This window comes from Cypionkella sp. (assembly GCF_028290025.1).
Classification (GTDB): Bacteria; Pseudomonadota; Alphaproteobacteria; order Rhodobacterales; family Rhodobacteraceae; genus Cypionkella.
Genome location: NZ_JAQGKQ010000007.1, coordinates 13495 through 39205, shown reverse-complemented (window position 1 = coordinate 39205; position 25711 = coordinate 13495). Strand labels below are relative to the sequence as shown.

The following is a 25711-nucleotide window of genomic DNA, read 5'->3' as shown; positions in this document are numbered from 1 at the left end:
CGAACAGATCGTCGCGCGGGATAAGTTACGCGATGCGACCAAGATACATCACCGCAAACCGGTCGGCGATATGACGCACCATCGATAGTTCATGGCTGTTGAACAGATAGGTCAGCCCGAGCTTTTCTTGCAGGTCTTCCAACAGGTTAACCACTTGGGCTTGGATCGACACATCCAGCGCGGCAATCGGTTCATCGCAGACGATGAACTTCGGGTTCAACGCCAATGCCCGCGCGATGCCGATGCGTTGACGCTGACCGCCGGAAAACTCATGCGGGAAGCGGTTGGCGAAACGGCGGTTCAGGCCCACCGCATCCATCAACTCGTAAACCCGCTCCAGCCGGCGATCAGCCTTCCAATCGGTATGCTCGACCAGCGGTTCGCTGATAATATCGGCCAAGGTCATCCGAGGGTTCAAACTCGCCTGCGGGTCTTGAAACACCATCTGCATCGTCGGACGCTTTTTGCGCAAAGCCTCCGGCGACAGCTTGGCGATATCCTCGCCCTCAATCACCACCGCGCCCGCCGTCGGCTCGTATAGCCGCAGCAATGCCCGCCCCACGGTCGATTTACCGCAACCGGACTCGCCCACCAGCCCCAAAGTTTCCCCGGCCTCAATCGTAAACGACACCCCATCCACCGCTTTCACATCGCCGGTATGGCGGCGCAAAATCCCCGAGTAGATCGGGAAATACATCTTCAGCCCGTCAACCTGCACCAGCGGAACCCCGGCTTTGACCGGACGGGCGGCATCAAGCATGGGCTACCTCGGCGTTGAGCGATCCAGCAGGGTTGGGCGCCCAATGGCAGGCGACATCATGGCCCAAACCCAACGGCAAAGTATCAATGCCGTGGCGCTTCGGATTTTCAAACTCACACCGCGCAAACGCATGGACGCAGCGCGCGCGAAAGGCGCAGGCGGTGGGAGTGCTCGTCATAATCGGCGGCTGACCTTCGATGACTTGCAGGCGCTTTTCACGCACGCCCGTCAGCGACGGAATGGTTTTCAAAAGCGCCCGCGTGTAGGGATGCTGCGGGTTGGCGAACAACTCTCGCACCGGGGCTTGCTCGACAATCTGGCCGCCATACATCACCATCACCCGATCCGCGATGCCAGCGATCACGCCAAGATCATGGGTGATCCAGATGATCGCCATGCCAAGCTTCACCCGCAGTTCCTTCACCAATTCAAGGATTTGCGCCTGAATGGTCACGTCCAGCGCCGTGGTAGGCTCATCCGCGATCAACACATCCGGGTCACAAGCCAAGGCAATCGCGATCATCACGCGCTGCCGCATCCCGCCGGAAAACTGATGCGGATAATCGCCCAAACGCTTCTTCGCATCCGGGATGCCGACCAGATCGAGCAGTTCCATCGCCCGCTGCGCCGCCTGCGCCTTGTTCATCCCCATATGACGCCGCAAAGGTTCGGCGATCTGGAAGCCTACATTAAACACCGGGTTCAGGCTGGTCATCGGGTCTTGGAAGATGAAACCCACCTTCGCCCCGCGCACATTGCGCAACTGGTCGGGGCTAATTTTCAGCAGGTCTTGTGCGCCCAATTTCACCGAACCCGAGCGGATTTCCGCAGGCGGCGAGGGCAGCAAACCGATCAGCGACATCATGGTAACTGACTTGCCAGAACCACTTTCGCCGACAACGCCCAAAAGTTCACCGCGTTCCAAATGGAAGCTGACATCGTTGACGGCGTGAATCTCGCCTCCACGGGTGCGGAAGACGACTTTCAGCCCCCTTACATCAAGGACGGGCGCGGCCCGATCGGGCATATGAAACTCCCCAGGTCGTTGTTATTATTTTGTTTTGTCCGGGTCGGTTCTTTGCCCGCCCAGTGATTGGGTGAAGTCTTGACCATTTCGGGTTAGCTATCAATCCTGAATTTAGACCACCGCGCAGAATGTTTTCGCGACATATGGCGTGCAAGCAGCGACATTCTGCCGGGATTGACACTGCTCGTGTGCATCGGCAGGTTCGGCCACAACATATGGGGATAAACATGGAAGAATTGACGCCGCGTCACGTATTGCAGCAGCTTGTCAGCTTTCCGACGGTCAGCCGGGGCAGCAATCTCGATTTGATTGATTGGCTGGAAGATTACCTCGCCAGCCATGGTATCACCTCGCATCGGCACTGGAACGAGGATCGCACCAAAGCCGCCCTGTTCGCGCATGTCGGGCCGTGGGAAGCGGGTGGCGTCGTGCTGTCTGGCCATTCCGACGTGGTGCCAGTGGACGGCCAAGCTTGGACGTCTGATCCGTGGGTGGTGACCGAGCGCGACGGGCGGCTTTATGGCCGCGGCACTTGCGATATGAAGGGCTATGTCGCGCTGTCGGTTTGGGCCTTGGTGCGGGCGCATTTGCAGGGTGTGACTCGGCCTTTGCAACTGGCACTATCCTATGATGAGGAGCTTGGCTGCACCGGCGCTCCGCCGATGATTGCCGCGATGCAAGCGGTGGTGCCACAAGCCTCGGCTGCGGTGATCGGTGAGCCCAGCGGCATGAAGCTGATCCACGGCCATAAGGGCGGCACTGGCTATCATGTGCATGTGAAGGGGTTTGAGGTGCATTCCTCGCTGCTGCCCTACGGCGTGTCGGCGATCATGGAAGGCGCGCGGCTGATCGGTTGGGTCAACGCGAAAAACGCGGAGATACAAGCGCGGCCGATCTCTGACGTGGCGGCGACGTTCTATCCGCCGTTCACCACGTTGCATGTCGGCATGATCGCCGGTGGCACGGCGCATAATATCACCGCCGGGGATTGCAAGTTTGCGGTCGAAATGCGGGTGGTGCCGGGTGAGGATGAGGCTGCACTCGCGGCGGAGTTTGTCGCCGAGGCCGCCCGCTTGGATGCCGCGCTGAAAGCTGTGCAACCCGAGGCTGGCGTGCATTTGGAAAAGTTTTTCGGCGTGCCAGGTTTGAAGCCCGAAGTGGATGGAGCAGCCGAACATCTGGTGCGGTCACTAACTGGCGATAACAGCACCGGCGTGGTGTCTTACGGCACCGAAGCTGGGCAATTCCAAGAGGCGGGCTATTCCGCAGTGGTCTGCGGGCCGGGTGACATCGCGCAAGCGCATCAGGTCGATGAATATTTGGAACTGTCGGAATGGAACGCCGGATTGCGCTTCATGCAAAGCCTGCTGGAGTCGCTAAAGTGATGCAATTCCCGATATCCGAGGCCAATAAACCACGGTTCACCAGTGCCTTGCCCGCCTCCTGCGATGTGGTCGTGCTCGGCGGTGGGGTGATTGGCGTGATGACGGCGTGGCATCTGGCCGAGGCTGGTTTCAAGGTGGTTTTGTGCGAAAAGGGTCGTATTGCGGGGGAGCAGAGCAGCCGCAACTGGGGTTGGATCAGGCAACAGGGCCGCGATCTGGCAGAGCTGCCGATCATGGTTGAAAGCCTGCGGATCTGGAAATCGCTGTCGCAGGAATTTGGCGCAGGCTTAGGGTTTCGCCAAGAAGGTGTGATGTATCTCGCCCGAACTGAGGCCGAAATGCAGGGGTTTGAGGATTGGCTGGTGCACGCGAAAGCCCATGGCCTTGATACCGTGATGCAGTCGGCGGGGCAGGTTCGCAACACAATTCAAGGGGCGGATGCGCCGTGGATTGGCGGGCTGCTGACGCCGTCGGATGCGCGGGCTGAACCTTGGTCGGCGGTGCCGATGCTCGCCGAAGGTGCGGTGGCGCGGGGTGCCACGCTCATCGAGGATTGCGCGGTGCGGCGTCTGGATATCGCGGGTGGTCAGATCACCGGAGTTTACACCGAAAAGGGCCGCATCGCTTGCGATCAGGTGGTGGTGGCGGGCGGCGCTTGGTCGTCATTGTTCCTGCGCGCCGAGGGGGTGAAAATTCCGCAACTCGCGGTGTTGGCGTCGGTAGCCGCGACTGAGGCGATGCCCGAGGTTTACGCCGGCAACGTCGCCGATGATCGCTTCGCCTTCCGGCGTCGCTTGGATGGCGGCTATACGATTGCACCGGGCGCGAGCCATGATTTCTTCATTGGCCCCGATGCGCTCCGCCACATGCTGAGCTACATCCCGGTGTTGAAAAAGGATTTCACCTCAACCAAGTTCCGCCCCGCAGCGCCGAAAGATTACCCCGATGCGTGGGGCACGCCGCGCAAATGGCAGGCGGATCAGGTCTCACCCTTCGAGCGTATCCGCGTGCTGAACCCAAGCCCGAATATGCAGGCGCTGTCGGATGTGCAGGACAGTTTCGCCAAAGCCCTGCCGGAACTCGGGCGGCCCAGGCTAAAGGCCGCATGGGCCGGGATGATCGACACCATGCCGGATGTGGTGCCGGTGATTGATCGGGTGGCGGCGATCTCGGGTCTGGTGATTGCGACCGGGATGAGCGGCCACGGCTTTGGCATTGGCCCCGGCATGGGCCGCGTGGTAGCTGATCTGGTGGCAGGCAAGACCGAGACGCATGATCTGACGCGGTTCCGGCTGTCGCGCTTCACCGATGGCAGCAAAATCGCGCCGGGACCGAGTTTGTAAGCGGGGCGAGGGTTGATTTGTTGAACGCTCCGCGGGGGATATTTGGACCAATGTGAAACACTTAAGGCTTTCACATTGGCTTAAATATCCCCGCCGGAGGCTCTGAGGCCACCAGCGGGCGCAAGTCGTTCTACTCGGCTGCGACCTTGATAACAGGCTCCATCGTCGCCAGCACATTATCGCTCAAGTGGCATTTCACCTGATGGCCGCCTTCCAGCATCTTCACAGGCGGCATTTCGACGTCGCATAAGCCTCCCGGCACCAGAGATTTCCAGCGGCAGCGGGTTTGGAACGGGCAACCGGGCGGAGGATTCATTGCCGACGGAATATCGCCTTCCAGCACGATGCGCTTGCGGATCACTTTGGTGTCGGCAATCGGCACCGCCGACAGCAGCGCCTCGGTGTAGGGGTGGTAGGGCGGCTGGAACACCTGATCGGTGGTCCCCATTTCAACGACATGGCCGAGGTACATCACCATCACCCGGTCGCTGAGGTAGCGCACGATGGAGAGGTCATGGCTGATAAACAGCAGGGTGGTTTTGTTCTCGCGTTGAATGTCCATCAAGAGATCGGTAACGGCGGCTTGCACCGAGACGTCCAAAGCCGAAACGGGTTCATCGGCAACCACAACCTTGGCACCACCGGCAAACGCCCGCGCGATGCCGACGCGCTGTTTTTGCCCGCCCGACAACTGGCGCGGCATCCGTTCAGCAAAGGCGCGCGGCAGTTTTACGAGGTCGAGCAGTTCCAGCATCCGGGCGTGGCGTTCTTCATCAGACTTGCCCTGCTTGAAAATCTCAAGCGCGCGGATGATCTGGCGGCCGACATTCATCGACGGGTTAAGCGTGTCGAACGGGTTTTGGAACACCATCTGAACGCTCGACACCGTATCGGTGTTGCGCTGCTGAATGGGCGTCGATTGCACGTTTTCATCGAACAGCAGGATGGAACCGCTTGTCGCAGTCTCCAACCCCATTAAAACCTTGGCAAAGGTCGATTTACCGCAACCGGACTCGCCGACGATGGCCAAAGTCTCACCTTCTCGCGCCTCGAAGCTGAGCGTTTCGTTGGCCTTCACAACTTTCGTGGTGCCGCTGCCAAACCCGCCTGAGGACACCGAGTAATACTTCTTCAGATCCTCCATCTTCAGCACGACTTTGCCGATCGGCGTCTTTGGCTTGCTCGCCTTCAACGTCATCGGCGCTTCCCAGTCGATTTCGGTCCAGCGGAAGCAGCGGGTGGCGTGGCGGTCGTCGCCGGGCACCGGAAACATCGGCACTTCGGCGGCGTTGCACAAACCATCCTTGAAGTAATCGCAGCGCGGACCAAAGTTGCAGCCCGGTGGACGCTCATGTGGCAGCGGGAAGTTGCCGGGGATTGCCACCAAAGGATGAGTGTTTTTATCAGCCCCCGGAAGCGGGATCGAGCGGAACAGGGCTTGGGTATAGGGGTGGCGCATCTTGTCGAAAACTTCGATGACGTTGCCGGTCTCCACCGCCTCGCCGGAATACATCACGCAAAGACGGTCGCATACGTCGAGGATCAGGCCAAGATTATGCGAAATGAACAGCATTGAGGTGCCGTATTTGGTGCCCAAATCTTTGACCAGATCGACGATGCCAGCCTCAACCGTCACGTCCAACGCGGTGGTCGGCTCATCCAATATCAGCAGCGCGGGCTTTGACATCAGCGCCATCGCAATGACGATACGCTGTTGCTGACCGCCGGAAAGCTGGTGCGGATAGGCGTGCAAGATACGGTCGGGGTCGGGCAGGCGCACATCGGCGATGATCTGCCGCGCAAGCTTCCACGCATCTTCCTTCGCCATGCCTTGATGGATCATCGGCACTTCGGCCAGTTGTGCGCCAATCTTCATCGCCGGGTTCAACGACGCCATCGGCTCTTGATAGATCATCGCGATTTCCGAGCCGCGAATATGGCGCAGTTCTTCATCACCCATATGGGTCAGATCGCGGCCCTTGAACTTGATGGTGCCGCTGACGATGCGGCCGTTCTTGCCAAGGTCACGCAGCACCGCCAGCGCCACGGTGGATTTGCCGCAACCGCTTTCGCCCACGAGGCCCATCGACTCGCCCGCCATCACCGAACACGAGAAATCCATCACGGCGGGGATTTCGCGCATCCTCGTGAAAAAGCTGATCGACAGATTTTCGATCTCAAGGATCGGTTTGCTTGCGTCCCAAGTGGTGTCAGTCATGGCAGCCTCGCTTTGACGGAGAGGGCAGGAGCGGGGGCTAGCCCCCACACCCCCAGAATATTTAGACGATGATGAAAGCCGAAAGCTTGCATCAGTCCTTCAGGCTTTCTTCGCGGAGACCATCGGCCAGTAGGTTCAGACCCAGCACAAGGCTCATCAAGGCGAGGGCCGGGGTGATCGCCGGGTGCAGGTAAAGCGACAGCAGTTTGCGGCCATCGTCGATGGTCGAACCCCAGTCGGGGGATTCCGGGCTCACGCCGAGGCCGAAGAAGCCGAGCGTGCCGAGCAGGATCGTGGTGTAGCCGATGCGCAGGCAGAAATCGACGATCAGCGGACCACGGGCGTTCGGCAGGATTTCCCATAGCATGATATACCACGCGGACTCGCCTCGGGTCTGACCGGCGGCAACGTAATCGCGGGCTTTCAGATCCATCACAATGCCGCGCACGATGCGGAACACGGTGGGCGAGTTCACGAACACCACCGAGACGAACACGTTCAGCAGGTTAGGGTCCATCGACCAGACACCGAGCGGGTCCATGTTGAAGGCAAGGCCCGAATAGGCCCAAAGCCCGATTACCAGCGTCAGCCCGACATAGAGGTTGCGTTTCGGCGGGCTGGTGAAGAAGCGCGAGTTGAACAGGGTGCAAAAGAAGATCACCGGGAAAATGAACAGCACCGCCGCGAGGTAGGTCGGAATACCAGTGACGCGGATTTCCGGGGTAACCAGCAGGTAGAACAGCAAGATCACCGGGAAGGCCAGCACGAGGTTGGCCGCGAACGACAGCGCGGTATCCAGCTTGCCGCCGAAATATCCCGCAGGCAGGCCGAGCGTCACGCCGACCATGAAGGCGAAAGTAGTTGCGGCTGGCGCGATCATCAGCACCCGGCGCGCGCCCATCACCACACGGCTAAACACATCGCGGGCGAGGTGATCGGCGCCGAGCAGGAAATAGGCGTATTGGCCGTCTTTTGGATCAACCAGAGGCGTGCCGGGCGGTGGATTCTTCACTCGGCCAAACTGCGCAATCGGGTCCATGGTGATAATCATATCGGCAAAGAACGCCGTGTAGACCCAAAACAGCACCAGCAACAGCCCGACCATACCCACCGGGCTGTCAAACAACTTGCCGTATAGCCCAAGCTTACGCTTGTAGCGGATCGACAGGATAAAGGTCACGATCAGCGCAATCCACACCGGCAGAAACTGCTGGAGGATGCGGGCGATGATCTGGCCCCATGAGAGAAGCGTTGTTTCGTCCATTATTGCCTCATGCCAGCCGGATACGGGGGTTCAAGAACACATAGCCGATGTCGGAGATCAGCTGCGTGACCAGAACGACGAGGACCGCGACCACCGAACAGCCCAAAAGCAAGTCGATGTCATTGTTGCCAGCGGCTTGCACCAGCGTCCAGCCAAAGCCCTTGTAGTTGAACAAAGCCTCGGTGATCACCACGCCGTTCAACAGCCACGGGAACTGCAGCATGATCACGGTGAACGGAGCGATCAACGCGTTGCGAAGCGCGTGCCGCATCACCACATCGCGGAACCGCACACCCTTCAGCCGCGCGGTGCGGATGTATTGCTGCACCATCACCTCGGTCATGCTCGCGCGTGTCATCCGGGCGATATAGCCGATGCCATAGAGTGCGATGGTCAACACCGGCAGCGCGAAGTTCCAGAAGGTTATGTTGTCCATAGCACTCGTGGCGGTGCCCAAGAACAACGTCTTGGTGCTGATCCAGCCCCATTCGTGCAAGATCGGTGAGACGCCAGCGGTGACGGATGCGAATACCGCCACCAGAATAACCCCCGAGACATATTCCGGCGTCGCGGTGGTGGCGATGGCAATGATCGACAAACCTCGGTCGGTGCGCGAGCCTTCCCGCATCCCCGACAACACCCCCATCAACAGCGATGTCGGCACCATGACGATCATCACCCACAACATCAGCCAACCCGTCGAGCCAAGCTTTTGCAGCACAGACTCCAAAACGGGTTTCTTGAACACGGTGGAAAAACCCCATTCGCCCTGCAACACGCCGCAATAGCTGCTGGCTGCGGCAGGATCGGTTCCGGCGCGAATACAACGGCCGCGCGTCACACCCTTATCATCGGTCAGCACCCAGCCGGGGGCAACGCCAAGCCACTGCGCATAGCGGCCAAACACCGAACCGCCGTGGCCGTTGTTTTCGATCCACGACGCCACTGCCTGATCTGTCATCCGAACCGAACCCTCGGTGCGGGCGAGTTTCTCAAGGTTTGGCGGCAAATTGGTCAGGTAGAACACGACAAATGTCAGCGCCAACGCAGTCAAGACCATGACGCCCAAGCGCCTTGCCACGAATTTTAACATGAATGTGTCCCCTATGCGCCAATCACTTGGCGGCCGACTGTGCGTTGTTTCCTGCGTTCAGTCTTTATTCTTATTATTGGGCAGCGGTGGTCCGGGCTGTAACGCCCGGACCGTCAGCAGCTTACGCCACCGACCATTTGTAGTGGTGATGCTCAAACGCCGGGTGCATCTCGACGTTCACACCCTCTTTGGCGTGGCGGAACAATGAGCGCCAATAAGGCTGGATGATGTAGCCTTCGTCTTGCAGGATCGTCTCGAGCGTCACCATCACTTCGCGGCGGGCATCAGCATTGTCCAACGCCAAAGCTTTGGTCATTGCGGCGTCGAAGTCTGGGTTCGACATGCCAGTTTCGTTCCACGAACCCGTGGTGGTATAGGCCAGCGACATGTTTTGCACAGCCAGCGGACGGTGGTTCCAGGTCGTGGTCGAGAACGGGTATTTCTGCCAATCGTTCCAGAACGTCGAGCCCGGCATCACGGTGCGCTTGACCAGAGCACCAGCGTCGCGCAGCTGAGCTGCCACGGCATCGGTGGTCGCGGCTTCAAAACCGTCGTCCAGCGAGATGATCTCGAACTCGGTGGTGTCCAGACCCGCCGCTTTCAGCGCAGGCAACAGGCCAGCCGGATCAATGGTTTGCGCCGGGATCTTGGCGTATTCCGGGTGGATCGGGCAGGCGTGGTGGTTTTCTGCGGTGGTGCCAAGGCCGTTGTAGCCGAGTTCCAGCACAACTTTCGGATCAACCGCCCTTTGGATCGCCTGACGAACAGCCTTATCCTTGTAAAGATCGCCGTTGGCCGAGTTCATCCGTGCCACGATGGTCGATGCGGTGATGGCTTCGATCTTCTTCCAACCAAGGCCATCCATCTGTTCGATGAAGTCGCCCGTGGTCTCGTAGTTGGTGTCGATCTCGTCCGAGGATGCAAGCTGCACCATCGCCGAAGGATCGGTGCCGAAGTCGATGTAATGCACTTCGTCAAGCGGCGCAGTGCCACCCCACCAAGTATGGTTCGGTGCGCGCACCAACACGACCTTCTGGCCGACCGAGACTTCTTGCGGGATGTAGGGGCCGGTGCCGATTGGATTGGTCGCAGGGTCGGAACCGTCAACGTAAGACGAGTGGACCACAGCCGCAGGATAATCCGAAAGGTTAGCCACGATAGCGATGTCGGACTCTGACATCGCCAGTTTCACCGTGGCTGCGTCAACCAGCACCAGCGCGCCTTCGCGCAGACGGTTCACCATCACAGCAGCACCGGCTTCGTCTTTCTTGTCGCTGCCGTCGGCATTCTTAGCCGCAACCGACTCGACCAGACCTGCAAAGCGCGACGCCATCGCGTTGCCATCAACCGAGCCATCGGTCCAACGGGTGAACATACGCACGACGTCGTCAGCGGTGAAATCGTCGCCGTTGTTCCACTTAACGCCCTGACGGACTTTCAGCGTGTATTCGGTAGCGTCCGCATTGGCTTCCCAGCTTTCCAGCAGACGGCCTTCAAAGGTGCCATCGGCGTTATACTGAACAAGGTATTCCAGCCAGCCGCGATAGATGTTGGCGATCTGCGGCCAGTCAGCCGTGCGCGGGTCTTTCTGCGCTTTGACTTCCATGGCGCAACGCACAATGCCGCCAACTTTGGCGTCTTGCGCTTTAACCGGAGCGCTCAGACCCAAAAGACCATAAGCAGCAGCGGCAGAGACGCCCAAAGCGGTGGTGCGCGTCAGAAACTCACGGCGGCTGAGTTTTCCATCCTGAACTTCTTGCGCGTGCATGTAGGCAGCCGGGTGCAAGGCGCGCTCGGTGGTGCGGGTATCTGTCATCGGTATCTCCCTGTAAGGCTCATGGCCTTTACGTTTTTTAAGGTGGCGATGCGCGAGAACCGATACGAACTCCAGCGGCCCGTCCCCACGATGGGCAAACCAAAGATTTCCGCAGCGGCAGCAATGCGTCTCACCTCGCTATTCGGCAACTTTTTGAGCCATCCGTCAACGGCTGGATTCGCCCTTGCAGGCGACGTTAACGACATTGTGGTGACGGAAACCGTATTCAAACCGCCGCAAATTGTTGCATGTTACCGACATGCCCCCGGCATACCACGGTGTGCAAACAAATCCGCCGCGCGCGGAACATCGTCCGCTGTAGCGGACGAATCGTTGCAAAGGGTTTGATTGTGCCAACGCCCCCCGATTCGGGCCAAGACCTGCGCCAAACGGCTGGGTGAAACCGCCCGATTAAACAGCGCGCCGAAACGCGGTAGGCGAGAAACCGGTCAGATGTTGAAACGCGCGGGTGAAATAGGCGGGCGAGGTGAAGCCAAGGCTCGCGCCGATCTGCCCCACCGCCATGTCGGTTTCAGACAACAGTTTGCGTGCTTCAAAAATGCGGCGATCTTGCAGCAGATCAATCGCTGATCGCCCACAAGTCTCGCGGCAGCAGCGCGTCAAATGCGTCGCCGTCACCCCCAGATCGCAGGCGAGTTCGCCCACACCTTTGCCGCGGCGGAACTCTTTCTCCAGCAGTGCTGTATAGCGCGCCACCAGCCGCTTGGCTGCATCCGGACGCGGCACTTCGGCACCGGGTTTCTTCGCTTGGCGTTCAATCCAGACACCCAATAGTCCCAAATAATGCCGCGTCGCGCGGTCATGCGCCGGGGTGTCGCTGTCCATTTCGCGCTGAATCATATCCAGCATGACGTTGACCTCTTGCTGCGCATGAACTTCACGGATGCGCAGATGTTGCGGCTCGGCGGGCAGGGTGACGGTGGAGGATTTTCCGAAAAATATTGCCGTACCAAACACTTGCGGGCCGACCTCAAAGCCATGCATCACGCCCGGCGGAATGTAGATTGCGTTGTTTGCAGTATAGCCACGGGTTTGCCCTGCGATGGTGATACGGCCCTGACCTTTGGTGAACCACAAAAAGCAGCCCTCCGACAGCGAACGCATCGCCTCAACCCGCCAACGCCCGCCCGCCGCGAGACGGGGAATAGCAATTAGCCGCATTTGATCGGTGTCGGGACCGGTTTTGATAATTTGGGTCTTCATAGTGCTCAGCCTGCTTCTTGTATTTTTCCAACATCTAAGCGAGCCTTGCCGCACAACCAAAGCGAAAATCGCGGCATCGGCACAAGTTATCCACAGGCGGCGCGGAAAGCTGTGGAAAACTCTGTGGACGGTTATGGCAACGCTATTTCGCGCCAGCCTTTCATCCGGGATCGAAACCAAGTGCGCTGCCGCTTGGCGTATTGACGGCTGGCGAGGGTCGCCGCCGCTGTGGCCTCTGCCAGATCCATCTCACCGCGCAGATGCGCCACCAGTTCCGGCGCGCCAATCGCCTTCGCCCAAGGCTGGCCCGGTTGCCAATCGGGCAGGGCGGCCCGCGCCTCGTCCAGCGCACCTTGCGCCAGCATCGCATCAAACCGCCGCGCGATGCGGGCATCAAGCCAAGCCACATCGGGCCGCATCACCAGCGCCTCCACATGCGCCAGCGGCAACAGCGCAGGCCCGGTCGCGTCCTGCCACGATGCCAGACCCCGCCCGGTGCTCGCTTGTACCTCCCAAGCCCGCTGCACCCGCGCCGGATTAAGCGGGTCAATCCGAGCGCGCGTCTGCGCATCCAACTCCGCCAGCATCGCCGCCAACCCCTCATGCGCCAACCGCCGATCCGCCCGCGCCCGCACCTCCACCGGAGTGGCCGGGATTTCGCTCAACCCCTCCGTCAGCGCCATAAAATACAGCCCGGTGCCGCCAACAATCACTACCGGGCGATCCAGCAATCCCTGCACCTCACGCAGCCAATGCCCCACCGAATAGACCTGATCCCGGGCCACATGACCGTATAACGCATGGCGCGCCACAGCCTCATCCGCCAAAGACGGCCGCGCCGACAGCACCCGCCAGCAATCGTAAACCTGCAACGCATCGGCATTGACGATCACCCGCCCATCCCGCGCCGCCAATTCCAGCGCCAACGCCGATTTCCCACTCGCCGTAGGCCCCGCGATCAACACCGGAGCCTCACGCGAAATCCCCTTCAAATCGAACGCCACCTTAAGCCCTTTCACATTGGCCCAAATATCCCGGGGTTTGCCATTGGTGTTGCCATTGGTCCAAGATACCAATGGCATGGGGGGCTGGCCCCCGCTGCTTTCACCAAAGCGACACCGCTTGTCGCTTCCCCCGTTGAACCCGCAGCCGTTTTGCGACATTTTGCGCCCCAGTCAATCCGGCCAGTCAATCGGGCCAGTCCATCCGGCCAGTCAATCCACCCAGTCAATCCATGCCATTAAACCTAAGGATACCCCATGTCTCATTCCGGCGAGCCGAAAGTGACCTACACCCGGGTCATGTTGAAAATCTCCGGTGAGGCGCTGATGGGCGACCAAGGCTACGGTCTGCATCCGCCTACCGTGCAACGCATCGCCGAGGAAATTAAATCCGTCCGCGATCTGGGGGTAGAGATTTGCATGGTGATCGGCGGCGGCAACATCTTTCGCGGTCTGGCAGGTTCTGCGCAGGGCATGGAGCGCACCACCGCTGACTACATGGGTATGCTCGCCACCGTGATGAACGCGCTTGCCATGCAGTCGGCACTCGAATCAATCGGGGTGTTCACCCGCGTGATCAGCGCCATCCCGATGGATCAGGTGTGTGAGCCCTATATCCGCCGCCGCGCTGTGCGCCACCTTGAGAAAAAGCGCGTGTGTATCTTCGCCGCAGGCACCGGCAACCCCTATTTCACCACCGACACCGCAGCCACCCTGCGCGCCAATGAGATGGCCTGTCAGGCGATCTTCAAAGGCACCAAGGTAGATGGCGTCTACGACAAAGACCCGAAGAAACACACCGACGCTAAGCGCTATGATACGGTGACCTATGATGAGGTGCTGCAAAAACATCTCGGCGTGATGGATGCCAGCGCCATCGCCCTCGCGCGTGACAACGATCTGCCGATCATCGTGTTCTCGCTTGATGAACCCGGCGGCTTCAAAGGCATTCTGGCGGGGCAGGGCACCTATACCCGCGTGCATGGCTGACACCCGTCATGCAAGCTTTGCCGCTTAGCTAGGCGAAGCCTGCGCCAAAACCCTATACCTGCCAAACCACTTGCTGCTATAGAACGGCAAAAGCCCGGTTGCGCCGGGCAGAAGACACGAAGGAAGAACCTATGTCGGACGATCTTGAAATTGACCTCGACGCGATTCAGCGCCGGATGGATGGCGCGATGAACGCGCTGAAGGTCGAATTTGCCAGCTTGCGCACCGGACGCGCCTCGGCCTCCATCGTCGAGCCGATCATGGTTGACGCCTACGGCCAGATGACGCCGATCAACCAATTGGGCACCGTCAACGTGCCAGAGCCTCGCATGGTGGTGATCAACGTCTGGGACAAAGCGATGATTTCCAAGGTCGAGAAAGCCATCCGCGAAAGCGGCATTGGCATCAACCCGGTGACCGACGGCCCGCTGATCCGCCTGCCGATCCCCGAGTTGAACGAGGAACGCCGCAGACAGTTGACAAAAGTGGCTGCCGGCTATGCCGAGAACACCAAAGTCTCTATTCGCAACGTGCGCCGTGACGGCATGGACCAGATCAAAAAGGCCAAAGCCGCTGGCATGGGCGAAGATGACCAGAAGATGTGGTCTGACGAAGTCCAAGAACTGACCGACAAGGCAATTGCTGCGGTGGATCGTGCGTTAGAGCATAAGCAAGCCGAGATCATGCAGGTTTAGTCCTTGGCGCGCAGTAATCTCGCGCGCCAGATGTAACATTTTCCGGCCCAATATCGGGCGACTTCACAAGGTAGGACGCGGTCCTTGGGCGATAAATCCGATAAGAAAGCACGGCGCGAGGCTTCACATGTCGCCATCATTATGGATGGCAACGGCCGCTGGGCAAGCAACCGTGGCTGGCCCCGGCTGGTGGGCCACCGCAAAGGTGCCGAACGCGTCAAGCAGATCGTGCGCGCAGCCCCCGATATCGGTATTCAGTGGCTGACGATCTACGCGTTTTCCACCGAAAACTGGAAACGCTCGACCGAGGAAGTGCTCGGCCTGATGACGATTTTCACCCGCTACATCGAACGTGAGGCTGATCGCATCGCGGCTGACGGCGTGCGGATGCGGTTTATCGGGGATCGCAGCAAGCTCGACCCCAAACTGCAACGTCTGATGGCAGGGATAGAGGCGCGCACCGCCAACCTGACCCGGCTGAACCTGACCGTCGCCATCAACTACGGTGGCCGCGATGAGATTGCCCGCACCATCCGCCACCTTGCCGCTGAAGTGGCCGCAGGCAGGCTTGATCCCCAAGCCATCACCGATCAGGTGGTGTCAAATTGCCTTGATACCGCAGGGTTGCCGGACCCCGATCTGGTGATCCGCACCAGCGGCGAAACCCGCACCTCTAACTTCCTGCCATGGCAGGCGGCCTATGCGGAATATGAGTTTACCGAGACCCTGTGGCCGGATTTCACCGCTGACGAACTCGTCGCCATCCTCGCGCGCTTTGGCAATCGTGACCGTCGCTTTGGCGGCGTGGTATCGGCATGAGCGCTGATTGGGCAGATCTTAAACCCCGCGTCGCCTCGGCGGCGGTAATGCTCGCGGTGGGAGCAATAGAGATTTGGCTCGGCGGTTGGTGGTTCCTGATCTTGATCACCTTGCTGACCGCGGTGATGATCTGGGAGCTCGCACGGCTTTCAAAGCCCAACGAGCCCGGAATGGCGCTCGCGATTGCGGGCTTCGCGGCGCTCTGCCTGATCGCGGATGAAGGCTGGCCGTCGCTCTCCGCTTGGATCGTGTTCCCGCTGGTGCCGTTGGCTTTCTTGGCCATCCCGCGCCGTCAGCAAACCGCAGTCGCAGCAATTTCGGTGGCAGTTCTTGTCGCAGGTCACGGCCTGTTCGTGCTGCGCGATGAGGCTGGCACGGTTGCTTTCCTGTGGCTGCTCGGCGTGGTGATCGTCTCAGATGTGATGGGCTATTTTGCGGGGCGTACTTTGGGCGGCCCGAAGTTCTGGCCCGCCATCAGCCCGAAGAAAACCTGGTCTGGCACCATTGCAGGTTGGGTCGGTGCTGCGGTTCTGGGGCTGTGTTTTGCTGTGGCGGGGTATGGCAGCTTCTGGCTGATCTTGTTGTCGCCCTTTGTGGCCTTTGCAGGTCAGATGGGCGATATTGTGGAAAGCTGGCTGAAACGTCGGGTCGGTGCGAAAGACAGCTCTACTTTGATCCCCGGTCATGGCGGCGTGCTGGACCGTTTCGATGCGCTGGTTGGGGCGATGGTGTTGGTAATGGTACTGACGCGTTTCTTTGACCTGCCGATTGGGGGCTAGATGCGCTCGATTTCGGTTTTTGGCGCCACCGGATCGGTGGGCGAAAGCACGTTTGATCTCTTGATGCGCGAGGGCGGGGCAGAAGCTTACCGCACTGTGGCGCTGACGGGCGGGCGCAATATCGAACGCTTGGCGCAGATGGCGGTTGCCTTGCGCGCCGAAGTTGCTGTGACGGCCTATGACGATTGCTTGGGCGCATTGCGTGACGCTTTGGCAGGCACCGGCATTACAGTCGCCGCTGGCACCCAAGCCATCCACGACGCCGCCGACCGCCCCGCCGACTGGGTGATGAGCGCGATTGTCGGTGCTGCGGGCCTCGTCCCCGGTATGCGCGCCTTGCGCCACGGCGGTAAACTCGCACTCGCCAATAAAGAAAGCCTCGTCACCGCAGGCCAACTTCTGATGGCGACTGCCACTGCCAACGAAGCCACGGTCCTGCCGGTTGACTCCGAACACTCCGCAATCTTCCAAGCCCTCGTTGGCGAAGACCTAAACACGGTCGAGCGTATCATCCTGACCGCGTCGGGTGGGGCGTTGCGTGATTGGCCAATGGAACGCCTAGCCCACGCCAACGTCACCGACGCCCTAGCGCATCCGAACTGGAGCATGGGCGCGAGGATCACCATCGACTCGGCCTCCATGTTTAACAAAGCCTTGGAAGTCATTGAAACCCGTGAGTTTTTCGGCGTAGAGCCTGCGCAAATCGAAGTCATCATCCACCCCGAATCGATCATTCACTCGATGGTTGGTTTCCGCGACGGCGCGGTGATGGCTCACCTTGGCGCGCCCGATATGCGCCACCCCATCGGCTACGCCCTGCATTGGCCGCATCGCCAAAGCCTGCCAGTGGCCCGGCTGGACCTTGCCGCACTCGGCGGCCTGACCTTCCTCGCCCCGGACGAGGCCCGCTTCCCCGCCTTACGTCTGGCGCGTGAAGTGATGCAAACCCGTGGCCTTGCCGGAGCCGCCTTCAACGCCGCGAAAGAAGTGGCGCTGGACCATTTCATCGCGAAAAACTTAGGTTTTATGCAGATGGCAGCCGTAGTTGAGGTTACACTAAACCGTGTTTCGTCCGATTGCAGCCTTGGAAATGCCGCCCTCACCCTTGAGGATGTGCTGCAAATGGATCATCTGGCACGGATCAGAGCCGTCGAAGCGGTGAAAATGGTAAAGGGCAGCTAGCGTGGATTTCAACAGTATTGCGGCCTCGTTTGGTGGGGCGATCTGGTCGGGGTTGTTCTTCATCGTCGCCATCGCGATCATCGTCGCCGTGCATGAATACGGCCACTACATCGTTGGTCGCTGGTCTGGCATCCATGCCGAAGTGTTCTCGCTCGGCTTCGGCCCGGTGATCTATTCCCGCGTCGATAAACGCGGCACCAAATGGCAGATCGCAGCTTTGCCGATTGGCGGCTATGTGAAGTTCCTCGGTGACAAAGACGCAGCCTCTGCCGCGCCCGATCAGGCAGCGTTGGGCGGTCTTACCGCTGATGAAAAGCGCCACACCATGTTCGGCGCTCCACTTTGGGCGCGTGCCGCCACAGTCGCCGCTGGCCCGATCTTCAACTTCATCCTCGCGCTCGTGGTGTTCATGGGGATGATCAGCTACACGGGCGTCGCCACCGACGTGCCAGTGGTCGGCCGCGTCAATCCCACGCCGTATGTCGGCGCCACGATCCAGCCCGGCGACCAAATTCTCGCGCTGAACGGCACGGCCACCCCCGATATGGCAAAATTCGCCGAGGTCGCATCTGCCCTGCCGCCTGCCGCCTCTGTCACCTACAAAGTTGACCGCAACGGCACCGCCATCGACGTGCAAGGCGCGCATCCGTTCCTGCCGATGGTTGGGGCTGTGATGCCGAAGAATGCCGGCGGCGATGCTGGTATTCAAACTGGCGATGTGATCGTGCAAGTCGCGGGCCAGGATGTCTCCGCGTTCAGCCAACTGCCCGCGTTGGTTGAGGCGACCCAAGGCAAACCCATCGCCCTGAAAATCTGGCGCGATAACGGTTCGGGCGGCGATATCATCGACGTGACACTCTCGCCCAACCGCCGCGATCTGCCGAAAAACGATGGCACGTTTGAGACGCGTTGGATGATCGGGTTGTCAGGCGGCATGTTGTTCGCACCGCAAACCCGTCAACCCGGCGTTTGGGAGACCGTCACCATTGCCGTCGATCAGGCATGGTTCACCGCGAAATCCTCGCTTTCCGGGCTGTGGCATGTGGTCACCGGTCAGATCAGCAGTTGCAACCTCTCCGGCCCCGTCGGCATGGCGCAGGTCATGGGCGACGCCGCCCGCCAAGGCTTTCAAGAGTTTCTCGGCACGCTTGGAATGCTCTCGCTTGGCATCGGCCTGCTCAACCTGTTCCCGATCCCGGTGCTCGACGGTGGCCATCTGATGTTTTACGCATACGAGGCCGTATTCCGCCGTCCGCCAGCCCCCGCCGTGATGAATATCCTGATGCTGATCGGCCTCATGGCGGTGCTCAGCTTCATGTTCTTTGCGCTCGGCAATGACTTCACCTGCAAATAGCGGGCCGCCTTTTAGCCACACTGATGCCACATTTCGCGGCTAAATTTTCTGCATCAAAAGATGCGGAAGGATACCGGTCATGCAGGAAGTTCTCAAAGGCTACAAAGGCTTGTCACTGCTGGTCTGGCTGAATTGGGATCGTTTGTTCACCGTTGGCACCGTTATCGTCGGGCTTTTGGCGGGCGCATTCCTTGGCACAGCACTGATCCAGCCCTGATAGCTGCGCCGGAAAATCGCCTGCTTGAATTATCAGCAAAAGCTTACGATTTTCTCGGCCATCCTTTTGACATTGCTTGCGGTTGCGGGTAGTCAGATGCACAGGATTTAGTGTATTCAGGAGCGGCTCATGCGGGAAACAGCAAGCGCAGGTATAGCGCGTAAGGGTATGTTCCGGCGCGTTATGCGCCCCAGCCTCGTCGCAATTCTGCTTTCCAGCGCAATGGTTTCCGAACCTTTCCTCACTCAGGCCAATGCGCAAAGCTATAGCTTCGGCGCGGTTACGGTCGAAGGCAACGCGCGTGTCGATGCCGCGACCATCCTGAAATACGCGGGAATCGCCCGTGGTGAAACGGTGGCCTCCGGGCAACTTAACGACGCCTATCAGCGCATTTTTGGCTCTGGCCTGTTTGAAACGGTCGAACTGGTGCCGCAAGGCAACACTCTGCTGATCCGGGTCAAAGAGTTGCCGATGCTGAATGTCGTGGACTTTCAGGGCAACAAACTGGTCAAAGATGACAAGCTGACCGAGATCGTCAAATCGAAGTCGCGACTGGTTTACAATCCGGCCCAAGCCGAGGCTGATGCAGCCCAAATCGCCGAAGCCTACCGGGTGCAGGGCCGTCTGGCAGCCAGCGTCGATCCCCGTATCATTCGCCGCTCTGACAACCGCGTCGATCTGGTGTTTGAAATCACCGAAGGCAAAGTCGTTGAAAACGAAGGCATTTCCTTTGTCGGCAACCGCGCGTTCAGTGATCGCCGCCTAAAACAAGTGCTGCAAACCAAGCAAGCAGGCTTCCTGCGTCAGTTGATCAAATCGGATACTTTCGTGCCAGAGCGGCTGGAAGTTGATAAACAAATGCTGAGCGATTTCTACCTGTCGCGCGGTTATATTGACGTGCAAGTCGTTGATGCCACTGGCCAGCTTTCGCGCGAACGCGACGCGACTTTCGTGACCTACACCGTCAAAGAAGGCCAAAGTTGGAAAATCGGCAAAGTCAGCACGGTTTCCGAAGTCGAAGGCGTCAGCGCCGCTGAGTTTGCCGCCGTGCAACGGATGCGCTCGGGCGTCACTTATTCGCCGTCGATCATTGAAAACAACATTGCGCGGATGGAAAATCTGGCTCTGCGCAAGGGCCTGAACTTTGTGCGAATCGAGCCCCGCTTGGTACGCAATGACCGCGGACAGGTTTTGGACGTCGAATATGTCATCAAGCGTGGTGATAAGGTCTTCGTGGAACGCATTGATATTGAAGGCAATACCACGACTCTCGACCAAGTGGTGCGGCGTCAGTTTCGCACGGTCGAAGGCGATCCCTTCAACCCGCGCGAAATCCGTCAGGCTGCTGAACGCATCCGCGCGCTTGGTTTCTTCACCGATGCCAAGGTTGATGCCAAACCCGGCAGCAACCCCGATGAGGTCGTGGTCAACGTTGATCTCGAAGAACAACCCACCGGCTCGATCAGCTTTGGTGCCAGCTTCGGCAGCTCCTCGGGTCTGGGTCTGAACCTCGGTTTCTCGGAAACCAACTTCCTTGGTCGTGGCCAAGGCTTCTCGGTCAACATCGCGACGGCGTCTGATACCCGCGACAGCGGGATTTCCTTTGTCGAACCCGCACTTCTGGGCCGCGATTTGAAGCTGAAACTGGGCGCGTCTTATAACGAGACCGACAACGCCAGCGCGCTTTATGACACACGCGCCATCGCGATCAGCACCGGGCTCGAGTTCCCGATTGCCGAGCAGTCGCGTCTGGAAGTTCGGTACAGGGCGTTTCAGGATACCCTGAGCAATGTCGATAAAGATGCCTCGCAAATCCTGAAGGATGAGGGAGAGCGCGGCTCTGAAGTAGGCTCGGGTCTGGGGTATTCGTTTACATTCGACAACCGTGTCACTGGCTTGAACCCGAAAAGCAGCCTGTTATTCCGTTTTGGTCAAGATTTTGTCGGCCTTGGCGGCGACGCGAAATTCGTGGAAACCACCGCACTCGCAGTGGCTGAAACCAAAGTCTTCAATGAAGACGTGACGTTACGCGCGGTGTTTGAAGGTGGAGCCGTTAACAGCTTTGGCGGCTACAACACCCGCGTCACCGACCGCTATTTTGGTAACGGCAAAATGCGCGGCTTTGACACCAACGGCATCGGCCCGCGCGACACCGCCACCGACGACGCTTTGGGCGGCAATTTCTACGCCACCGTGAAGCTGGAAGCTGAATTCCCGCTGGGTCTGCCAGAAGAATACGGCATCACTGGCGGCGTCTTTGCCGACATGGGCTCGGTTTGGGGGCTGGATTATAACCCGCTCGGCATCGACGACAGCGCAAAACTGCGCGCAGCCGTCGGCGTATCGGTGCTGTGGACCACGCCAATCGGCCCGCTGCGCTTCAACTTCTCCAACGCCGTGAAGAAAGAAAGCTATGACGAAGAGCAAAGCTTCGATCTGACCATCGCGACGAAATTCTGATGCGGGCGGCGGCAGGGCTAATTCTGGCGCTGCTGCCCGCCGTCCTCGCGGTCACACCTTATGCGGCGCGCGCGCAAAGCGTGGTGCAAAAGTCGGCAATCGTGACGCTCGATCAGGACCAGCTGTATCTTGCGACCGAATACGGCCGTGCGTTGCAAGTGCGATTTGAGAGCGAGTCCGCCGCTTTGCTCGCCGAAAACCGCAAGATAGACGCCCAGCTTGAAACCGAAGAGCGCAGCCTGACCGAGATGCGCGCCACGATGACGGCGCAAGATTTCCGCCCGCTGGCTGAGGCGTTCGACAACAAAGCCAACGGCCTGCGCAACGCTCAGGACGCCAAGTCGAAACGTCTCAGCGAAAGCCGCGACGCCGACCGTCAGGCGTTTTTCCAAGCCGTAGCCCCCGTCCTCGGCGATTACATGGTAGAGCGTGGCGCAGTCGCCATCCTTGATAAATCCGCCATCGTGGTCAGCCTCGGCTCCATCGACATCACCAAAGAGGTGGTCGCCCGCATTGACGAACGCCTCGGCGACGGCAGCAACCCCAAGCCACCGCCAACCGCGCCCATACCCGCACTGCCACCTGTCGCCCCAACCGCACCGATCCCGCCCGCACCCGCACCGCCACCAATCGCTCCTGCGCCCTCCACACCCGCGCCACCCCCGATCGCACCAGCACCCACCACGCCCTGATCCGCCCCGCCTTACCGCCCCAACGGCTTGTTTCGCGCGGCAGTTTTCGCTAGTCACACCCCATGCCCCATCAAGAGGGCCGCACCCTCGGAGATCCGCATGCCCGATCAAACTAAACCCGATCAAACTAATCCCGATCAAACTAAACCCGACCCAACCGCTCCAGACGCTCCGCTGTTCGCTGACCTTGCGCTGATCCAGCGCATCATTCCGCACCGCTACCCGTTCCTGCTGGTCGATAAAGTCCGCGACATCTACCCGAACAAATCCTGCGTCGGCATCAAGAACGTCACCTTCAACGAGCCGCAATTCCAAGGCCATTTCCCCGGAATGCCGATTTTCCCCGGCGTGATGATCATTGAGGCGATGGCGCAAACTTCTGGCATCCTCGTCGGCCTCTCGATGGACCTGGTCGATAAAAACGCCACGGTGTTCTTCATGGGCGTCGATGCGGTGAAGTTTCGCCGCAAAGTCGTCCCCGGCGATGTGATGGAGTTGCATGTCACCGCTTTGCGTGGCGGTGGTCGGGTTTGGAAATTCTCAGGTCGCGCCATGGTTGACGGCGAACTCGCCTGCGAGGCCGAATTCATGGCGATGTTTGACGTGCCGAAGAAAGCCTGAGCATGGCCATCCACGGAACAGCCCTCGTCCACCCGAGCGCCTTCGTCGAAGAAGGTGCCATAATCGGCCCCGATTGCTTCATAGGCCCGTTCGCTTTGATCGGCGCTGAGGTGACGCTTGCGAAAGGCGTCACCGTCAAATCGCATGCCGTCGTCACCGGCTGGACCGAGATCGGCGAAGACACCACGATTTTCCCCTTCGCTTGCGTCGGTGAAGTGCCGCAAGACCTGAAATTCAAGGGCGAACGCACCCAACTGATCGTCGGCGCGCGTTGCCGTATCCGTGAGGGTGCGACGTTGAACACCGGCACGGCGGGCGGCGGCGGTATCACCCGCGTCGGCGACGATTGTCTGCTGATGACCGGCGCGCATATCGGCCACGACGCCCAACTTGGCAACCGCATCGTGCTCGCCAACCAAGTCGGCATCGCCGGTCACTGCCACATTGGCGACGATGTGATCATCGGCGGCCTTTCCGGGATCCATCAATGGGTGCGCATCGGCCGTGGTGCGATCATCGGCGCGGTCACCATGGTCACCAATGATGTGCTGCCCTACGGCCTCGTGCAAGGTCCGCGCGGTGTGCTGGATGGGTTGAACCTCGTCGGCCTGAAGCGCAAAGGCGTCGAGCGTGCAGACATTTCCGCGATGCGCGCCGCCTTCCAAACCCTGTCGCAAGGCGAGGGCAGCTTTGTCGAACGCGCCCGCCACTTGGCCGAGACCGCCGACAGCCCCTATGTTCGCGAGATGACCGATTTCATCCTGTCATCCTCCGACCGCTCGTTCCTGACGCCAAAATGAGCAGACTTGCGATCATCGCAGGGCAGGGTGGCTTGCCCGCCGCCTTGATCGCGGCGCTGACTGAACGCCCTATGGTTTGCGCCCTCGACGGTTTCGCGCCGGAAGGCGTGAAAATAGATCAAATCTTCCGCGTCGAACGCCTCGCGCTGTTTCTGCGCCATTTGGAAGACGCGGGCATCACCCAAGTGATCTTCGCCGGAGCCGTGCAACGCCCGCGCCTCGACCCGTCGCTTTTCGACCCGCAAACCGCTCAAATGGTGCCGCGCCTGCTTGCCGCGATGCAATCGGGCGACGACGCCACTCTGCGCGAAGTCATCGCCATTTTCGAGGATGCGGGCTTTGAAGTCGTCGGGGTTGAATCCATCGCGCCCGCACTTCTCCCCGCCGCCGCCGTCCTCGCAGGCACGCTAACCACGCAACACGAAGCCGACGCAACCCGCGCCGAAGCCATCACCACCGCCTTGGGTGCCGTCGATGTGGGGCAAGGCTGCGTCGTCGCCAGCGGTCTTTGCCTCGCGGTTGAGGCACTTCCCGGCACCGACGCCATGCTGAAAAGCATCGCCCAAATGCCCGACAACCTGCGCCCCAAAGGCGGCCTGTTCTACAAGGGCGCCAAACCAAACCAAGACCGCCGGATTGATCTGCCCACCATGGGAATGGATACGTTGCGCCTTGTCGCCGAGGCAAACCTAGCCGGGATCGCCTTCCAAGCGGGTTCGGTGATCTGCCTCGATCTGCCCGAGATGACAACCTACGCCGAAGCCCGCGGGCTGCTGCTATGGGCGCGCTAAAGCTGTTCCTGATCGCCGGAGAACCCTCTGGTGATCGCTTGGGGGCGGCGCTAATGGCGGGCCTGAAAACCCTGCACCCCGATGTGGCCTTCCAAGGAATTGGCGGCCCGCTGATGCAGGCAGAGGGGCTTAACAGCCTATTCCCAATGGAAGAACTCTCCATCATGGGCATCGCCGAAGTGCTGCCGAAATACCTGCACCTCAAACGTCGCATCCGCGAAACCGCAGCGAACGCCCTCAGCGCCAACCCGGCCACCCTGATCACCATCGACTCGCCCGACTTCTGCCTTCGCGTCGCCAAAATTGTCAAAGCCGCGAGCCCCGACCTGCGCACCATCCACTACGTCGCGCCCTCGGTCTGGGCATGGCGCCCCGGCCGCGCTGCTAAAATGGCAAAGGTGATCGACCACGTCCTAGCCCTACTGCCATTCGAGCCGCCCCTAATGACCGCCGCCGGAATGACCTGCGATTTCGTCGGCCACCCAGTCGTATCCGAACCGCTCGCCACGCCCGAAGAAATTGCTCAACTCGCTGGTGCAAGCCCGCTGATCCTCGCCCTCCCCGGATCGCGCCGTGGCGAAGTCACCCGCCTCGCCCCAATAATCGGCGAAACCCTCGCCCTCATCAAAGCCAAACACCCTAATGCCCGCGTGGTGCTGCCCACGGTCCGGGGCGTCGCCGATCTGGTCGCCACCCTATCCGCTACATGGCCGATCCAACCGCAAATCATCACCGACCGCAGCCTAAAACGCGCCGCCTTCGCGACGGCAGATGTAGCCATCGCCGCCTCTGGCACCGTCAGCCTAGAACTCGCCGCCAACAACTGCCCAATGGTGATCGCCTACGACATGCACCCGATCAGCCTATGGCTGATGCGCCGTGCAGCACTTATTGACACGGTAACGCTGGTTAACCTCGTCTCGGATAGCCGCACCATCCCCGAATTCATCGGCGAAAACTGCAAGCCCGAGCGCATCGCGCCAGCACTGCTAAACCTGCTGGAAAATCCACACAGCCAAGACGCAGCCATGAACCTCACCATGCAACGCTTAGGAAAAGACGGCGAACCCCCCGGCCTACGCGCCGCAAAATCCGTCTTGGCAGCCCTGCGAAACCCCTAAACCTTATCTAAAATTTGCTTTCGCATTGGCCTAAATATCCCACCGGGGTCCGGGGGTGT

At 59.9% G+C, this 25711-nt stretch carries 22 protein-coding genes and 1 pseudogene; 15 read left to right on the top strand and 8 right to left on the bottom strand.

From position 1 onward, the window contains the following. Nucleotides 1-28: 28 nt before the first annotated feature. Together JWS10_RS01010 and JWS10_RS01005 are read right to left on the bottom strand one after the other, a co-directional pair. Nucleotides 29-760, bottom strand: a pseudogene (locus JWS10_RS01010) (dipeptide/oligopeptide/nickel ABC transporter ATP-binding protein); the annotation flags it as partial. Beyond that, a complete protein-coding gene (locus tag JWS10_RS01005) occupies nt 753-1787 on the bottom strand; it encodes an ABC transporter ATP-binding protein (RefSeq protein ID WP_299503926.1) in 1035 nt (344 codons plus the stop codon). The gene JWS10_RS01005 and the pseudogene JWS10_RS01010, both read right to left, overlap by 8 nt. Before the next feature lie 227 nt (nt 1788-2014). Here JWS10_RS01005 and argE point away from each other — a divergent pair, with 227 nt between their 5' ends. After that, nucleotides 2015-3172: an acetylornithine deacetylase gene (argE, locus tag JWS10_RS01000; protein WP_299503924.1), complete on the top strand. Its 1158-nt coding sequence runs from the start codon at nt 2015-2017 to the stop codon at nt 3170-3172. Then, nucleotides 3172-4515, top strand: coding sequence for an FAD-binding oxidoreductase (locus tag JWS10_RS00995; RefSeq protein WP_299503921.1), 1344 nt, complete (start codon nt 3172-3174; stop codon nt 4513-4515). The genes argE and JWS10_RS00995 overlap by 1 nt, the downstream gene beginning before the upstream one ends. Nucleotides 4516-4645: 130 nt before the next feature. Here JWS10_RS00995 and JWS10_RS00990 read toward each other — a convergent pair whose 3' ends face one another. The 6 genes from JWS10_RS00990 to miaA all read right to left on the bottom strand — a co-directional run bounded on the left by JWS10_RS00990 (nt 4646) and on the right by miaA (nt 13134). After that, complete coding sequence (locus JWS10_RS00990) at nt 4646-6733, bottom strand: ABC transporter ATP-binding protein (RefSeq protein ID WP_299503918.1); 2088 nt, start codon at nt 6731-6733, stop codon at nt 4646-4648. Nucleotides 6734-6824: 91 nt separating this feature from the next. After that, entirely contained in the window at nt 6825-7997 is a 1173-nt protein-coding gene (locus JWS10_RS00985) for an ABC transporter permease (protein WP_299482132.1), read from the bottom strand. Between the two features lie 7 nt (nt 7998-8004). Further along, nucleotides 8005-9090, bottom strand: coding sequence for an ABC transporter permease (locus tag JWS10_RS00980; protein ID WP_299503915.1), 1086 nt, complete (start codon nt 9088-9090; stop codon nt 8005-8007). Nucleotides 9091-9211: 121 nt separating this feature from the next. Beyond that, entirely contained in the window at nt 9212-10906 is a 1695-nt protein-coding gene (locus tag JWS10_RS00975) for an ABC transporter substrate-binding protein (protein WP_299503912.1), read from the bottom strand. 411 nt (nt 10907-11317) lie between these two features. Then, on the bottom strand, nt 11318-12130 hold the full coding sequence (locus JWS10_RS00970) for an AraC family transcriptional regulator (RefSeq protein ID WP_299482124.1): 813 nt from the start codon (nt 12128-12130) through the stop codon (nt 11318-11320). 131 nt (nt 12131-12261) lie between these two features. Continuing rightward, on the bottom strand, nt 12262-13134 hold the full coding sequence (miaA, locus tag JWS10_RS00965; protein ID WP_299503929.1) for a tRNA (adenosine(37)-N6)-dimethylallyltransferase MiaA: 873 nt from the start codon (nt 13132-13134) through the stop codon (nt 12262-12264). 255 nt (nt 13135-13389) lie between these two features. Here miaA and pyrH point away from each other — a divergent pair, with 255 nt between their 5' ends. The 13 genes from pyrH (at nt 13390) to lpxB (ending at nt 25652) form a co-directional block, all read left to right on the top strand. Then, nucleotides 13390-14121, top strand: a complete 732-nt coding sequence (pyrH, locus tag JWS10_RS00960; protein ID WP_299503908.1) for a UMP kinase — start codon at nt 13390-13392, stop codon at nt 14119-14121. A gap of 131 nt (nt 14122-14252) precedes the next feature. After that, nucleotides 14253-14816, top strand: coding sequence for a ribosome recycling factor (gene frr / locus JWS10_RS00955; protein WP_299482115.1), 564 nt, complete (start codon nt 14253-14255; stop codon nt 14814-14816). 84 nt (nt 14817-14900) lie between these two features. Continuing rightward, nucleotides 14901-15635 carry a polyprenyl diphosphate synthase gene (uppS, locus tag JWS10_RS00950; RefSeq protein WP_299482112.1) on the top strand — a complete coding sequence of 245 codons (735 nt, stop codon included), beginning with the start codon at nt 14901-14903 and terminating at the stop codon, nt 15633-15635. Continuing rightward, nucleotides 15632-16414: a phosphatidate cytidylyltransferase gene (locus JWS10_RS00945; protein ID WP_299503904.1), complete on the top strand. Its 783-nt coding sequence runs from the start codon at nt 15632-15634 to the stop codon at nt 16412-16414. Before uppS ends, JWS10_RS00945 begins: the two co-directional genes overlap by 4 nt. Further along, nucleotides 16415-17596: a 1-deoxy-D-xylulose-5-phosphate reductoisomerase gene (gene dxr / locus JWS10_RS00940; RefSeq protein WP_299503901.1), complete on the top strand. Its 1182-nt coding sequence runs from the start codon at nt 16415-16417 to the stop codon at nt 17594-17596. Between the two features lies 1 nt (nt 17597). Further along, entirely contained in the window at nt 17598-18950 is a 1353-nt protein-coding gene (rseP, locus tag JWS10_RS00935) for an RIP metalloprotease RseP (RefSeq protein WP_299503898.1), read from the top strand. A gap of 79 nt (nt 18951-19029) precedes the next feature. Next, nucleotides 19030-19167 carry a hypothetical protein gene (locus JWS10_RS00930; protein ID WP_299482101.1) on the top strand — a complete coding sequence of 46 codons (138 nt, stop codon included), beginning with the start codon at nt 19030-19032 and terminating at the stop codon, nt 19165-19167. A gap of 129 nt (nt 19168-19296) precedes the next feature. Then, nucleotides 19297-21627 (top strand): outer membrane protein assembly factor BamA, encoded by a 2331-nt coding sequence (gene bamA / locus JWS10_RS00925; RefSeq protein WP_299503895.1) that lies wholly within the window; start codon nt 19297-19299, stop codon nt 21625-21627. Continuing rightward, on the top strand, nt 21627-22319 hold the full coding sequence (locus tag JWS10_RS00920) for an OmpH family outer membrane protein (RefSeq protein WP_299503892.1): 693 nt from the start codon (nt 21627-21629) through the stop codon (nt 22317-22319). The genes bamA and JWS10_RS00920 overlap by 1 nt, the downstream gene beginning before the upstream one ends. Nucleotides 22320-22418: 99 nt before the next feature. After that, nucleotides 22419-22940 carry a 3-hydroxyacyl-ACP dehydratase FabZ gene (gene fabZ / locus JWS10_RS00915; RefSeq protein ID WP_299503890.1) on the top strand — a complete coding sequence of 174 codons (522 nt, stop codon included), beginning with the start codon at nt 22419-22421 and terminating at the stop codon, nt 22938-22940. A 2-nt stretch (nt 22941-22942) separates the two neighbouring features. Then, a complete protein-coding gene (gene lpxA / locus JWS10_RS00910) occupies nt 22943-23740 on the top strand; it encodes an acyl-ACP--UDP-N-acetylglucosamine O-acyltransferase (protein WP_299503888.1) in 798 nt (265 codons plus the stop codon). Beyond that, the gene (lpxI, locus tag JWS10_RS00905; RefSeq protein ID WP_299503887.1) at nt 23737-24531 is read left to right on the top strand and encodes a UDP-2,3-diacylglucosamine diphosphatase LpxI; all 795 of its coding nucleotides are present in this window, start codon (nt 23737-23739) and stop codon (nt 24529-24531) included. Before lpxA ends, lpxI begins: the two co-directional genes overlap by 4 nt. Then, nucleotides 24519-25652, top strand: coding sequence for a lipid-A-disaccharide synthase (lpxB, locus tag JWS10_RS00900; protein WP_299503885.1), 1134 nt, complete (start codon nt 24519-24521; stop codon nt 25650-25652). The genes lpxI and lpxB overlap by 13 nt, the downstream gene beginning before the upstream one ends. Nucleotides 25653-25711 lie beyond the last annotated feature (59 nt).